The following is a 14,302-nucleotide window of genomic DNA, read 5'->3' as shown; positions in this document are numbered from 1 at the left end:
GGTTATTTATGGATAAATTTGCTATTGTTGCTAATGGTAATAAACAATTTCAAGTTACTTTGAACCAAGAAATTTTTACAGATAAATTACCAGTACAACCAGAAGAAATTTATGTTTTTAGAAAAGTTTTAGCTATTCATTCTGAAGGCAATTCTATTTTAGGTACTCCTTGTGTTGAAGGAGCAACAGTAGAAGCTAAAGTTATTAAACAAGGTAAATCCAAAAAAATTATTGTAGCAACTTATAAAAGAAGAAAAAAGTACCGTTGCAAAAAGGGACATCGACAGTTATATACGAAACTTTTGATTACAAATATTAATTTTCCTAAGTTATGATATGTCAATTATATGATTGAATGTTGTATACGATATAATAACGAAAGTATTACTGCTATTTTTGTAAAAGGGCATGCGCAATATTCTGGTTTACATGATATAGTTTGTTCTTCGGTATCTACTGCTATTATAGTTACAATTAATGCTATTGAATTGTTAGACTTAAATAATAAAATTAGTTTTAAATTAAAAAAAGGTTATTTTAAATTAATTTTATTAGAATCTAATTTAATAGTGAATAAATTATTGCAAAATTTAAAATATACTTTAAAAGATTTAAGTCAACAATATCAAAATTGTTTGAGAATTAAATTAATTAAAAATACAAATTAAAAAAGAGGGTTTGTTATGTTAAAGTTAAATATTCAATTATTTGCAACTAAAAAAGGTGTTAGTTCAACGCGTAACGGTCGTGATTCGCATTCTAAATCTTTAGGGGCTAAATTATCAGATGGTCAATATACAAATGCCGGATCTATTATTTATCGTCAAAGAGGAACTAAAATAAGACCTGGAAAAAATGTTGGCATTGGTAAAGATGACACTTTATTTTCTCTTATCAATGGTTTTGTGAAATTTGAAAAAATTCGTATTAATAAAAAACAGAGAACTTGCGCATCGGTTTATGATAGTGTTTTAAAAAAATAATTTAATTATTTATATAAAAACGATAATTATATAATTATGTTATTTAAAAAAGAAGATAATTATAAGTTTATAAATTTTTACTAGAATAATAAACTATTTTAAATTATTACATAGTTTTTAATCTGTTTGTACAACATTATAAGATGTACTTACTAGAACAAATATAACTATATTAAAAATTTTAAAAGTTTTAATATTTTTTTAAATATAAATATCATAATTAATATACTTTGGCATTTGCTGATTTGGTTTTGTAGGAATATTATTTTGAGATATATAATGAAAAAATCAATATTATTATTAATTTTAGCTAATCTATTTTAATAAATTAATTTAGGGATTGATTATGAATTTTGTTGATGAAGTTATAAATTATGTTAAAGCTGGCGATGGAGGATGTGGTAAAGTCGCCTTTAGAAGAGAGAAATATGTCCCTTATGGCGGCCCTTCGGGAGGAAACGGGGGTCACGGAGGATCTGTTATTTTTATTGGAGTTTTAGGAGAAAATAATTTATTTAAACTTCAATATCGTAAAAAAATTAAAGCTTTAAATGGATATAATGGCGAAAATAAAAACAAAAACGGAGCTAATGCTCCTGATTTATTTGTTGAAGTTCCTTTAGGTTGTTTAATTTATAATCATGAAAATAATCAATTAATTGGAGAAATTTTAAAAGCTGGAGAACGTTTAGTAATTGCCCGAGGTGGTAAAGGTGGTAAAGGTAATTTTGCCTTAGCTAGTCATTCTAATCCGGCTCCTGCATATGCTGAAAAAGGGGATTTAGGCGAAAATATTATTGTTAGAACAGAATTAAAAATGTTAGCGGATGTAGGTTTATTAGGTTTTCCTAATGTAGGTAAATCTTCTTTATTAGCTGCTTTATCTAATGCTAAGCCAAAAATAGCTCCTTATCCTTTTACAACTTTAACACCTTATTTAGGAATGGTTTTTGATAAAAAATTAAATTTTGTTATCGCCGACATTCCTGGTTTAATCGAAAATGCTTCTTTAGGGCGTGGCCAAGGTATTCATTTTTTAAAGCATATCGAAAGATGTAAATTATTATTACATATATGCGATGCTTCAAGCAATGATATTTATTCAGAATATTTATTGTTAAATAAAGAGTTAAAAAATTATCATATTAATATGTTGAAAAAACCTCAAATAATAGTGATCAATAAATCAGATTTACCTGGTTTTCATAAAAATTTTATATTTTTATCCGAAAAATTAAAAGATAAAATGATTATTCCTATTTCTGCTATTAATTATTCAGGTTTACAAGAATTAAAAAAAACTATTATAGAACATTTGCAGAAAAGTGATTTATATAATCACGAAATTATTAATGATGATATACAAGAAAAACGAATTTTTACACTTAATGAACCGGCTAAATTTATTATTTCGCAAGAAAATAACGGATGTTTTGTAGTTACTGGCAATTATATCGAAAAATTATTTCATAGAACAGATTTTAATAATCACGAATCGATAAGTCGTTTTTCTTATATTTTAAAAAAAATAGGAGTCGAAGAAGAGTTAAAAAAAAGAGGAATGAAGCCTTGTGATCAGGTGAAAATTGGAAATTATATTTTTGAATTTGTAAATGAGAAAAATTTTTAAATAAATAGCGCATTTATAAAATCAAAAAGGAAAATTATACATATGAAAAAACTTAAATTATCGGCGTTAGAACAAATTATTTTTTTAGCTTGTTTATCATCTTTATCTTTGGTTTTAGATTTGATTTTTAAAAAGCTGTTCGCTTCTTATGCTCTATTACGTTTTTGGAATTCTATTATTTGGTTAGATGGTTTTAAATTAATACCTTTATTTTTTATTCCTTTAGTTAATAGAAACTATTTTTGGGTTTTTATTTCGGTTTCATTAATAGAAATTTTTGGATTTTGCTTTAGAGGAACGATTTATCCTTATAATCCTTTATTAACTTTGTTTTATGGTCTTTGTTTAGGTATTGGACCTATTTTATTATTATCAAAATGTTGTAAATCATTTTTTTCTGTTTATTGGAGATTAAGTTTGATTTGTGCTTTATATTTTATAACATCAATCTTATTAAATCTATTTTTTTTAGATTGTATTTTTTACAATAAAAGTTATGGTTATCTAAATAATTTTTATTTTCACAATAGATTTATTAAAAGATTTTTATCACCTTGGATTTATTTCCGTTTCTTATCAGTTTTTTTCTTTTCTGGAATTTTAACTTATATTTATTTAACAATATACCGACAATTTTTATCATTTTATCTCATTAATAAAACAAAAATATTATGAATATTAAATTATATTAAAATCTATTTTTTTAATTGATCTTTGGCTTTAAAATATTATTCTTTTTAATATTTGGAAAGTTTTTGTAATAAAATTTTTGTTACATCATTAATAGACATATTATCATCATCAATACGAATTTCTAAAAGTTGATTTTGTTGACGGTATTGTTCTATCAAAGGATAAGTTTCTTTTTGATAAATGGCTAAGCGTTCATTAAAGGTTACTAAATTATCATCTTTTCTTTGGATTAAAATAGCATTATCTTTGTCGCATATTCCATTCTTTTTAGGTTTTTTTGTTTCTAAATGATAAATTTCTCTACATTTCGGACATATTCTTCGTCCTAAAATTCTTTTTTGTAAAATTTTTATATCAGAGTTAAAATAAATTACTTTTGTTAGAATGATATTTTGTTGTTGAAGGAAGTTGTTCAAGAAAATAGCTTGTAGTGAATTTCTAGGAAAACCATCCAAAATAAAACCTTTTTTATTTTCATCTTTTAATAAATTTTCTTTAATCATGGCATTAGTTATGTAATCCGGAACCAAAAAACCTTTTTCGATATATGAATTAGCTGATTTTCCTAAATCCGTATTTAATTGTAAATTTTTTCTGAAAATATCTCCTGTCGAAATATGTGGAATGTTAAAATATTTAGATAAAATTATCGCTTGTGTTCCTTTACCAGTAGCAGGCGGGCCTATTAATATTATATTCATTCTATAACCTTTCTCATTTGGATAGTATTTAATTAAGGGATTAATATATTAAATTCATTTTTAATGTTTAAATGATGATATAAATTTATATTTATATTTTTAGTTTAAAAATATATTATATTTGGATTTAAATTAAATGTTTAATGAAAAATTTTACCTTGGCATCAAACAAAATGTGCTTATTAAGGTTTTAAATATAATTGTTTTATATAATTTCATAAAATTTACAATTAAAATGGAAAATGATAAACACTAAGTATTTATATCACATAAATTCACTAATTTCAACAATATTAATATTTATGTTGTTTTAAAATATAAGATATATTTTTTAAATTTTTATATTTGATTATATAATGAAGATTTTTATTATTAAATTAACTATTTGCTTGACTATCTTTTGGTTTTATCATAAAATATATGGTATATAGTGTTTTATTGATTAATTTATATGTACGTTAATTTTTATCGGAATAAATAAATAATAAAATATCACTAGTAAGTGAATTAAAAAAAGGAGCATTGTGGATGTCTACCGCGAAACCAATTTGGAAAAAATCACGTTTTTTAAATTTTTCTTTAACTGGAACAGGAAAAGAATTATTACGTAAAAAGGATCATTTTAATTTAAGCAAAAACAAAAAAAGAAAAAACAAATTAAGTGATTATGGATTGCAATTACAAGAAAAGCAAAAAGTTCGTTTCACTTATTGTATGTCTGAAAAACAATTTAAGCGATTTTTCGTTAATGCAGCAAAATTTAAAGGTTCTCATGGGGAAAATTTTTTGAAATCATTAGAATCTCGTTTAGATCGAATTGTTCATTTATTAGGTTTTGCTAAAACAATTTTACAAGCTAGACAATTAATTTCTCATGGTCATATTTTAGTAGATAGTAAAAAAGTTGATATTAGCTCTTATATTGTTAAACCAGGTCAAAAAATTACTTTAAAAGAAAAATCTAAAAAAATAAAAATAGTTTCTCATTGTTTAGAAACATTAACTAATAATAAAGTTGATTATGTTGTTTTAGATAAAAATTCTTTAATAGGTAGTTATGTTAGATACCCTTACAGAAATGAGTTTTTAACAGATATCAATGAGCAATTAATTGTGGAATATTATAATAGATAAAATTTAGATAAAATTTAATATTTTAATTAATAAATAATTAATAAATCATGTTTGACTAATTTAATATATTTATTGAAATGGAAAATTTTACTTTATTTAGGGAGTTATATAATAGAAATGAAGTTACCTTTTAGAAAAAGTTTTTTTTCTAACGCGCATTTTCTTAAGAAAGTTAGTAACCAGAATATCAATGAACTTTTAATCCATTTATCTTCTAGTCTTAACGGTTTATCTTTAGAGGATATTGATGAAAGAAAAAAAAATAATGTTAATATTTTAAATAAAAAAAAAATTATTATTTTGTCAAAATTATAAGAGTTTTACTAAATCCTTTTAATTTTATTTTGTTGTTTTTATTAATTTTTTATTTTTTTAAAGATATTTATTTAGCTGAATCAGCAATGAGAGATTATGCTACCTGTTTAATTGTATCAGTGATTTTATTAGTTTCGAATTTTATGCATTGGTTGCAAGAAGCTAGATTTTCTGGTGTAATAGATAAACTTAAAAAAATTGTTTCTTTAACTGCTTCTGTAAAAAGATCTGGTCAAATTTTTAAAATACCTTTAAATGAATTATTAGTTGGAGATATAGTTTTATTATCGGCTGGGGATATTATTCCTGCAGATATTAGATTATTAGAAACTAAAGATTTTTTTGTTAAAGAAACGACTTTTACAGGGGAATCTGATGCAGTAGAAAAAAACGCTTTTTCTAAAAAAAAATCTACCGATCTTTTGGATGATCCTAGATTAGTTTTTATGGGGACTAATGTTATTTCAGGTTATGCTGTCGGAATTACGGTATTAACAGGTTCAGATACTTATTTAGGTAATTTACATAAATCTTTAGATCAAGAAAAAACCTATTCTAGTTTAAAAAAAGGTATTAATTCTATTGTTAAAATATTAATTAGTTGTATTTTAATTTTATTTCCTTTAATTTTTTTGTTAAATTGGTATAAATGTACAGAAAAATTTATTTTTTGGAATGTTTTTGCTTTTGCTTTAAGCATGATTCTGGGAATTACACCTGAAATGTTACCTTTAATTGTAACAACTTCTTTTATGAGAGGAGTTGCTTTTCTATCCAAATATAATGTTATTGTAAAGAATTTATATTCTATGCAAGATTTTGGTTCTATAGATATTTTGTTCTCTGATAAGACAGGAACTTTAACAGAAGATAGTGTTGCTATTGAAAATTTTTTAGATATTAATGATAAAAGTAATTTTAAAATTTTGCAATATGCTTATTTAAATAGTTATTTTCAAACAGGTTTGAAAAATGTTATAGATAAAGCAATTATTGATAAAATGCATATGAATTTCAATTTTGATTCTCTTTTTATAGAAAATTTTATTAAAATTGATGAAATACCGTTTGATTTTAAACGTCGAATTATGACTATTTCTCTTCATAATATTCTTGAAGATTACTATTTAATTATCAGTAAAGGAGCGATTGAAGAAATATTAAATATTTGTGATTATGCTGAATCTATTGATCCGATAACTAATCAATCTCAAATATTAAACATTGATAAATCTAAAATTTTAAATTATGTTTCCCATTATAATCAATTAGGATTTCGTGTAATAGGAGTTTCTTATAAACTGATTAGAAAAAATCATAATTCTACAAATAATAATGATGAACATATAGAAAATAATATGATTATGTTGGGTTTTTTAATTTTATTAGATCCTCCAAAAATTAGTTCTGCAGATGCTGTTTTAGCTTTAAAAAGTTGCGGCGTAGATGTTAAAATTTTGACCGGTGATAATGAAGTTTTATCTAAAATTATTGCCAGTAAAGTTAATATTCAATCTACAGAATGTTTATTAGGTTCTCATTTGATCGAAATGAGTGATGAACAAATTTATAAAAAAGCTTGTTATACTAGTATTTTTGCTAAATTATATCCAGAACAAAAAGCTAGGATTATTAATATTTTTCGTCAAAAAGGACATATTGTTGGTTTTATAGGGGATGGCATTAATGATGCTATCGCCATGAAAGCCGCAGATTTATCTATTACTGTCGATTCAGGAGCTGAGGTTGCTAAAGAATCAGCAGATGTTATTTTATTAAATAAAAATTTAACTGTACTAAAAGATGCCATTTTAGAAGGTCGTAAGAATTATATTAATATGTTAAAGTATATTAAATTCACTTTAGCTTCTAATTTTGGTAATATTTTAAGTATTTTATTAGCTTCTTATTACTTGCCTTTTATTCCTTTTATGCCAATTCAAATTTTGTGTTTAAATTTAATTTATGATTTATCTTGTTTGGTATTACCTTTTGATGATGTAGAACCAATTTATTTACATAAAAAATCTCGCTGGGATAGTCGTAATATTTGTTTTTTTATGATTACCTTCGGAGTATTAACTTTTATTTTTGATATTTTGTTTTGTTCCAGTTTGTTATGGAATTATGGTATTTTTTCTTCTAATAATTGGGATTGCGATAAAATTAATTTATTTAGAGCAGGGTGGTTTATTTTTTCAATTTGGACTCAATTTTTGACTATTTTGTATCTTAGAACTCCTAATTTTTTCAAAAATTGGAAAAAAACTATTTATATATTTACATTTCCTTTTGTTGCTGGCATGTTAGCTTCTTATTTGCCTTGTATAAATTTTTTATCTAAAAGATTATATTTTAATAATCCTTTTGATCAGGGTTATGTGGTTATTTTAGGAAGTTTTTTAGTTTTGTATTGTTTGTTTTTATTTTTAATTAAAAAAATATTTTTGATAAATAAATGTGATCTTTTGTAAGTTGATATTAAATTTTATCGAATTGGATGGGTGCGCGAAATGATTTATTGGCAAGATATTTTGAATATATTATTGTTTTGTGTGGCTACTGCGTTTTTATGTTATGTTTCTTTAAATATTTTTTTTAGTAAATATGAAGTTCTTAAGATAGTTTATTGTTTTTGTTTAGGTATTTTATTTGTTTATTTTTTAAAATTTTTTTTAGAAAAATATAATAGTTTTCAACAAATTAGAATTTTTTTAGAAAAAATTAATATTTATAATGTAATATTAAATTTTGTTTTGATAGTGCCTATTATTATTAAAGCTCCTTATTTACGGTTTTATATTCAAAATTGGTCCGGCTTCTGGAATAGAAAAAAAATGATAGTCATGGGTAATAAAAATACACAAAATCAAATTTTAAAAGCTGTTTGGTTCATGTCAGAAAAAAAAATTGGTTCTTTAATTACTATTGAAAAATACAATACCTTAGAACAATTTGCTCAAAAATCTATTTTTATTGATGCTAATGTTTCTTATGAATTGTTAATTAATATTTTTATGCCTAATACACCTTTACATGATGGTGCTGTGATTATTCGTGGTAATAAAATTTTATCCGCTGGAACTTATTTTATGTTATCTGATAATCAACATTTTGAAAAAATTACAGGTTCTCGGCATCGTGCAGCTTTAGGTATTAGCGAACATACTGATAGTATGACTATTATAGTTTCTGAAGAAACAGGTGATATTTCTATTGCTGTTGATGGAATTATGTTATTAATGAATGATCGTAATAAATTTCAGGAATATTTAACTATGTTTATGGGTTAATTTTTGTTAAATTTTTTTATTAAAATTATGTGTTTAAAAAAATATTATTTTAACTTTTGATAAACTAAATTATTTACATATCGTATTTATAATTAGTTTTTTTTATTAAATGAAACTTTTTTAGTATAATTGAAGTAAAGTTTTTTTGAATTGGAACATTTTGATATGAATTAATTCAACATTTTTTGATAGTTATTTTTTATTTATTGTATTATAATAATTTAATTATAAATTTATGTTAATAATAGTTATTCTTGATATATTTATATTTTTTTATAAAATAAATTTTATATATGGAGTGAATCGTGTTTAATAAAATTAAAAAAATAATTGCAGAGCAATTATCAATTTCTGAAGATATAATCACATTAGAAACAAAATTAAAGGAAGATTTAGGTATGGATTCTATTGATGCCGTTAATTTAGCAATTCAATTAGAAAAGATTTTTGATATTAAAATTAGTGATGAACAATTGCAACAATTTAAATTAGTCAAAGATATTACGGTTTATATCGAATCTAACTTTTCTGGATGTCTAGATGAAAATAAAATTGTTGAATCTAAAAAAAATCGGAGTTAAAAAAGTTTTTTATGTTAGTTTATGATTTTCGCAGTATTGAAGCTAAATGGCAGTTGCATTGGGACGAACAACAAACTTTTAAAACAGATATTGATTATAATAAAAAAAAATTTTATTGTTTAGATATGTTTCCTTATCCTTCTGCTCAAGGATTGCATGTGGGACATTTAGAAGGTTATTCTGCTAGTGATATTATTAATAGATTTTTCAGAATGCAGGGTTTTAATGTTTTACATCCTTTTGGTTGGGATTCCTTTGGTTTACCTACAGAACGTTATGCCGCTCAAACAGGACAACATCCTGCTTATGTAACTTATCAAAATATTGCGAATTTTAAAAAACAAATTAAATCGCTTGGAAAAGGTATTGACTGGAGTAGAGAATTAGCTACTTCTGATTCTTATTATTATAAATGGACTCAATGGATTTTTAAAAAACTTTATCAAAATCAATTGGCTGTTTTGCAAGATGTTGAGGTTAATTTTTGCCCTAATTTAGGGACAGTATTGGCTAATGAAGAAGTTATTTCGACTCCTGAAGGTATTATATCGGAACGCGGTGGTCATCCTGTTTTTAAACGAAAAATGAAACAATGGGTTTTAAAAATTACTAAATATGCAGATAGACTTTTGAATGATTTGTCATTATTAGATTGGCCTACATCTATTAAAGAAATGCAAATTAAATGGATTGGTAAAACATCAGGTTTTATTTTTTATTTTCCTTTATTGATGAATAATGCACAATATTTATCAGTTTTTACCACTATGCCTCAAATGATTTTTGGAGTTAGCGCTTTAATCTTAGCTCCTGAACATCCTTGGGTATCGCTTTTAACTACTGCTGAAAATCAAAGCAATGTTAATGATTATTTAAGCAAAACTCAACGCAAGAGTAATTTAGAACGAGATATCAATAGAGAAATAACTGGAGTTTTTACTGGTAGTTATGCTATTAATCCCTGTAATAAACAAAAAATTCCTATTTGGATTTCTGATTATGTTTTTATGCATTTTGGTACAGGAGCTTTAATGTCGGTTCCTTTATACAATCAAAAAGATTTTGTTTTCGCTACGAAATATAATTTGAACAAATATATTATTAAATATTGTAGTTCTTGTTGTCATTTATATTCAGAAATAAAACGAATCAAAAAACCATGTTTGCAAACTAGTGGTACTTTCATTAATAGTGATTTTTTAAATGGTTTAGATGAAAATTTGGCTAAAGAAAAAATTATGGATTTATCTATTAAAAATAAATGGGGAGAACCATTTAATACTTATAAAATTCATGATTGGTTATATTCTCGTCAAATTTATTGGGGAGAACCTTTCCCTGTTTATTATGATGAAAATAATAAAATTTATTTAATGTCTGATCACGAATTACCTTTAGAATTGCCTGAAACAGATAAAATAGAATATTTATATAAAAGCGAATCTCCTTTATCTCAAATTGATTCTTGGTTGTACTTTTGTAAAAACGGCAAAAATTATAAACGTGATTCTAATACTATGCCACAATTCGCAGGTAGTTCTTGGTATTATATAGGTTATATTTTGAAAAATTATTTAAGTATGATACCTATAAATACTATGGAAGCTAAAAAGTTATTAGATTATTTTTTACCTGTAGATATTTATATAGGCGGAGCTGAACATGCTCATGGTCATTTAATTTATGCTCGTTTTTGGTGTAAATGTTTATATGATTGGGGATTAATCTCTACTCCGGAACCTTTCTACAAATTAATTAATCAAGGTATGATTTTAGGTAATGATAATTTAAAAATGAGCAAATCTAGGGGTAATATAGTCAATGCATCAGAAGTTTTAGATACTTATGGAGCTGATGTAATAAGACTTTATATTATGTTTTTAGGCCCTTTAGAAGAGAATAAATCTTGGTCAGGACAAGGTTTAAAAGGTATTCAACGTTTTTTAAATCGTATTTATAATATTTTTGATAAATTTACTATTTGTGAACAAGCATTTACATCTTTAAATAAAATTACACATCAAACTATTCGAAATGTTACTGAATATTATAATAAATTTCAATTTAATAAAGTTATTAGTCAATTAATGATTATGACCAATCATATTTATCAATATGAAAAAGTAGATCGTTTTCAAATTCGAATTTTATTACAATTACTTAATCCTATAGCTCCGCATATTACAGAGGAATTGAATCAAATTAAATTAAATTCCAAAGAAGAATTGGTGTATTCTTCGTGGCCAAAATATAATATTTCTATATTAGAAGAGAAAGAAACTACTATTATTATTCAAATTAATGGTAAAATGAAATCTCAGTTATTGATTCCTTTTGATACAGATAAATCTGAAATTTTAAAAATTGTTGAAAAAGATGAAAAAATTTTAAGATTTATTAAAAACAAGAAAATTATTAATACTATTTATGTAAAAAATAAATTATTAAATATAGTTTTAATATAGATTTAATTCGATTTTAATTAATAAATAAAATTTTACTTATAATTTTTTGAGAAAGAATGGTTGTTTTATTATTTATGAAATTAAATAAAGAAGGGATGTTGATAATTATTTCGGGACCATCAGGAGTAGGTAAAGGAACAGTTAAGAAATTATTATTAGATAGAATTAAAAATAATTTAGTTTATTCAGTTTCTATGACTACTCGAGATCCGCGAATAAATGAAAAAAATGGAAAAGATTATTTTTTTGTTAGTAAAAAATTTTTTGAAGATAAAATTAAAGAAAATTATTTTTTAGAGTATAACGAATTCATTGGTAATTATTATGGTACTCCTAAAATTAAAGTAATCGAAGAATTAAAAAATAATAAAGATGTCTTGTTAGAAATAGATGTTCAAGGTGCTTTAAAAATTAGTCATAATTTTATTAAAAGTAAAAGTATTTTTATTTTTTTAGCTCCTCCTTCTATTTCGATTTTACAAAATCGCATCAAATGTCGCAATACAGAATCTTTACAAACAATTAACGAACGTATTGATAAAGCGCGTCAAGAATTATTATTAATTCAAAAAATCAAAAAGTATGATTACATGATTATTAATGACCAATTAGATGAAACGGTTAATATTATCATGTCTATTTTAGTCGCAGAGCGTGTAAAATTTAAAAGGATGATTAAGTCTTATTCATCTAAAATTTTAATTTAAAACTATATTTAAGAAAGGTTATGAAGTTAAAGATGCTTTCAAATCAAAAAAAAGGTTTTTCCACTTCTTCTATCGATGATTTATTGAAGTGTATTGATTCTAAATATAAATTAGCTTATGTTGCTGGTAAAATTGCTCATGTTCTAGAAACTAAAGACGAAAATTATAAATCCCAAATTAAAGGTAAAAAAATTGTTAGTAAAGCTTTATCAGAAATAGTTAATCAAAATTTTAGAATTATTTTTATAGAAAATTAAAAAAAGTTGTTGCTGTCATGATTGATGAGGTTTTATAGAATTGTTAAATAAAAATCATATCCCTGTTATGATTAGGGAAGTTGTACAATATTTGAATATTAATTCTTCAGGAGTTTATGTTGATGCTACTTTAGGAATGGGTGGTCATAGCAATGCTATTTTAAACAAACTTGTTGACGGTACTTTATACTCGTTTGATCAGGATATTCAAGCTATTAGACAATGCCAAAAAAGATTTATTAATTATAAAAATATTTTTTTAATAAATAAAAATTTTTCTTTTTTATATGATGAATTATTAGCTCGTAATGTAAATAGGATCGATGGGATAGTGTTTGATTTAGGTCTATCTTTGTTGCAAATCAATGATAATGAAAGAGGTTTCAGTTATTTACGTAATAATATATTAGATATGAGAATGGATTGTAATAACCCTATTACTGCTCAATATATTCTAAATAATTATTCTTTAGAAAATTTGCAAAATATTTTCCAGATTTACGGAGAAGAACCAAAATCTCGTTCAATTGCTAAAGAAATTATTAAAAATAGACCATTTTATAGGACCGCTGAATTAGTTAATATTACAGATAAATTTAAGAATCCTTATAATAATCGTGGGGGCGCCAAAGAGGCCTAAATTTCGTGCTATTTAACCAATAGTCAGGGCTGATAAACCTTGAAAGGATATGGTCGGTCTAACTAACGAAAGTAGGTTAGATTAAAGCAGACCATAAAAGCGGGTTGCGACGAAAGCAAATTAGTCAAGATGACTCCGCCACCGAATAATTCGATGGAGAAGCCTGTAATGGCCTAAGAAGGAAAATTGATGTAATTATTAAACCTGTTCCGGAAGTTGTTTAAACGGACAGTCCAGAGTCTATCGACATAGTCCACGAATGTTGGATAGTTTATCAAAGAAAGAAACCTGGAATCAGCCTCCAAAAGAGGGCACTTCCCCTAAAGAATTAAGGTAGAAATTTAGTGTAACTTGGAGAATCCTAAAACTAAGTAATTAAATTTACTAATCAGGAAATAAAAGCTCTGATAGTCAAGGATAAAGCATCTTCTTAGTAGTCGTAAAGGTAAACCTAAATTTGGAATAATTTAGTTAATCGTCTTACCAAGAAGAGAGTTAATCACTCTTATAGGGCGAAAGAAGAAAGTAATTTACTAGTTATTCAATGGTATCGGGAAAGGGGTTGATATATTATGTCAACAACAGTTTCGCCAGAAACTAAACTTTTACGAACATTGAATAAGATTCAATATTGTTCATCAAATGGTTATTCTCTAAAAAGAGAGTTGCAGCAAGGAATGAATAACTTTTGCAATACGTTAACAGCATTTAATAAAATTGCGGCTAACAAAGGAGCGGGTACACCTGGAATTGACAATAAAACCATCGATGGAATTAATCTGGAAAGATTAAAAAGATACCATTGGGAATACGTCAATAATGGTTACTACCCAAAGCCAGTCAAAAAAAAATCTTCATTCCTAAAGATAATAAAAAAACCCGACCTTTGGGTATACCGACCAT

General features: G+C 24.7%; 15 protein-coding genes and 1 pseudogene. 15 read left to right on the top strand and 1 reads right to left on the bottom strand.

Translation table 11 applies throughout. The features are described from left to right. Positions 1–8 precede the first annotated feature (8 nt). The 5 genes from rplU to NQK76_RS01405 all read left to right on the top strand — a co-directional run bounded on the left by rplU (position 9) and on the right by NQK76_RS01405 (position 3,288). Positions 9–335 (top strand): 50S ribosomal protein L21, encoded by a 327-nt coding sequence (rplU, locus tag NQK76_RS01425; protein WP_004995444.1) that lies wholly within the window; start codon positions 9–11, stop codon positions 333–335. A gap of 12 nt (positions 336–347) precedes the next feature. After that, a complete protein-coding gene (locus tag NQK76_RS01420; protein WP_004995446.1) occupies positions 348–668 on the top strand; it encodes a ribosomal-processing cysteine protease Prp in 321 nt (106 codons plus the stop codon). A 15-nt stretch (positions 669–683) separates the two neighbouring features. Then, entirely contained in the window at positions 684–983 is a 300-nt protein-coding gene (gene rpmA, locus NQK76_RS01415; protein WP_004995447.1) for a 50S ribosomal protein L27, read from the top strand. Positions 984–1,329: 346 nt separating this feature from the next. Continuing rightward, a complete protein-coding gene (gene obgE / locus NQK76_RS01410; RefSeq protein WP_255872668.1) occupies positions 1,330–2,613 on the top strand; it encodes a GTPase ObgE in 1,284 nt (427 codons plus the stop codon). A gap of 42 nt (positions 2,614–2,655) precedes the next feature. Continuing rightward, complete coding sequence (locus tag NQK76_RS01405) at positions 2,656–3,288, top strand: hypothetical protein (RefSeq protein WP_193622143.1); 633 nt, start codon at positions 2,656–2,658, stop codon at positions 3,286–3,288. Positions 3,289–3,350: 62 nt separating this feature from the next. Here the strand turns inward: NQK76_RS01405 and NQK76_RS01400 are convergent, their stop codons facing one another. After that, positions 3,351–4,007 (bottom strand): adenylate kinase family protein, encoded by a 657-nt coding sequence (locus NQK76_RS01400; protein ID WP_255872667.1) that lies wholly within the window; start codon positions 4,005–4,007, stop codon positions 3,351–3,353. A gap of 528 nt (positions 4,008–4,535) precedes the next feature. Between NQK76_RS01400 and rpsD the strand changes: the two genes are divergently transcribed. The 10 genes and pseudogenes from rpsD to NQK76_RS01350 all read left to right on the top strand — a co-directional run. Then, entirely contained in the window at positions 4,536–5,141 is a 606-nt protein-coding gene (rpsD, locus tag NQK76_RS01395; RefSeq protein ID WP_004995462.1) for a 30S ribosomal protein S4, read from the top strand. Positions 5,142–5,258: 117 nt separating this feature from the next. Continuing rightward, entirely contained in the window at positions 5,259–5,456 is a 198-nt protein-coding gene (locus tag NQK76_RS01390; protein ID WP_004995466.1) for a hypothetical protein, read from the top strand. A gap of 29 nt (positions 5,457–5,485) precedes the next feature. Continuing rightward, complete coding sequence (mgtA, locus tag NQK76_RS01385; RefSeq protein WP_255872666.1) at positions 5,486–7,930, top strand: magnesium-translocating P-type ATPase; 2,445 nt, start codon at positions 5,486–5,488, stop codon at positions 7,928–7,930. A 39-nt stretch (positions 7,931–7,969) separates the two neighbouring features. Beyond that, a complete protein-coding gene (locus NQK76_RS01380; protein WP_004995479.1) occupies positions 7,970–8,749 on the top strand; it encodes a diadenylate cyclase in 780 nt (259 codons plus the stop codon). Positions 8,750–9,054: 305 nt separating this feature from the next. After that, positions 9,055–9,330, top strand: a complete 276-nt coding sequence (locus NQK76_RS01375; protein ID WP_004995480.1) for an acyl carrier protein — start codon at positions 9,055–9,057, stop codon at positions 9,328–9,330. 11 nt (positions 9,331–9,341) lie between these two features. Continuing rightward, positions 9,342–11,795, top strand: a complete 2,454-nt coding sequence (gene leuS, locus NQK76_RS01370; RefSeq protein WP_004995483.1) for a leucine--tRNA ligase — start codon at positions 9,342–9,344, stop codon at positions 11,793–11,795. 74 nt (positions 11,796–11,869) lie between these two features. Further along, positions 11,870–12,502: a guanylate kinase gene (gene gmk, locus NQK76_RS01365; protein ID WP_255872665.1), complete on the top strand. Its 633-nt coding sequence runs from the start codon at positions 11,870–11,872 to the stop codon at positions 12,500–12,502. Positions 12,503–12,522: 20 nt separating this feature from the next. Beyond that, positions 12,523–12,759, top strand: coding sequence for a DNA-directed RNA polymerase subunit omega (gene rpoZ, locus NQK76_RS01360; RefSeq protein ID WP_238120241.1), 237 nt, complete (start codon positions 12,523–12,525; stop codon positions 12,757–12,759). Between the two features lie 40 nt (positions 12,760–12,799). Further along, positions 12,800–13,399: a 16S rRNA (cytosine(1402)-N(4))-methyltransferase RsmH gene (rsmH, locus tag NQK76_RS01355; RefSeq protein ID WP_054598484.1), complete on the top strand. Its 600-nt coding sequence runs from the start codon at positions 12,800–12,802 to the stop codon at positions 13,397–13,399. Positions 13,400–13,971: 572 nt separating this feature from the next. Further along, positions 13,972–14,302, top strand: a pseudogene (locus tag NQK76_RS01350) (group II intron reverse transcriptase/maturase); the annotation flags it as partial.

The sequence above is a fragment of the Candidatus Phytoplasma australasiaticum subsp. ipomoeae genome (assembly GCF_024425275.1).
GTDB classification, from domain to species: Bacteria; Bacillota_I; Bacilli_A; order Acholeplasmatales; family Acholeplasmataceae; genus Phytoplasma; species Phytoplasma australasiaticum.
This window is presented reverse-complemented; position numbering and strand designations above follow the sequence as displayed.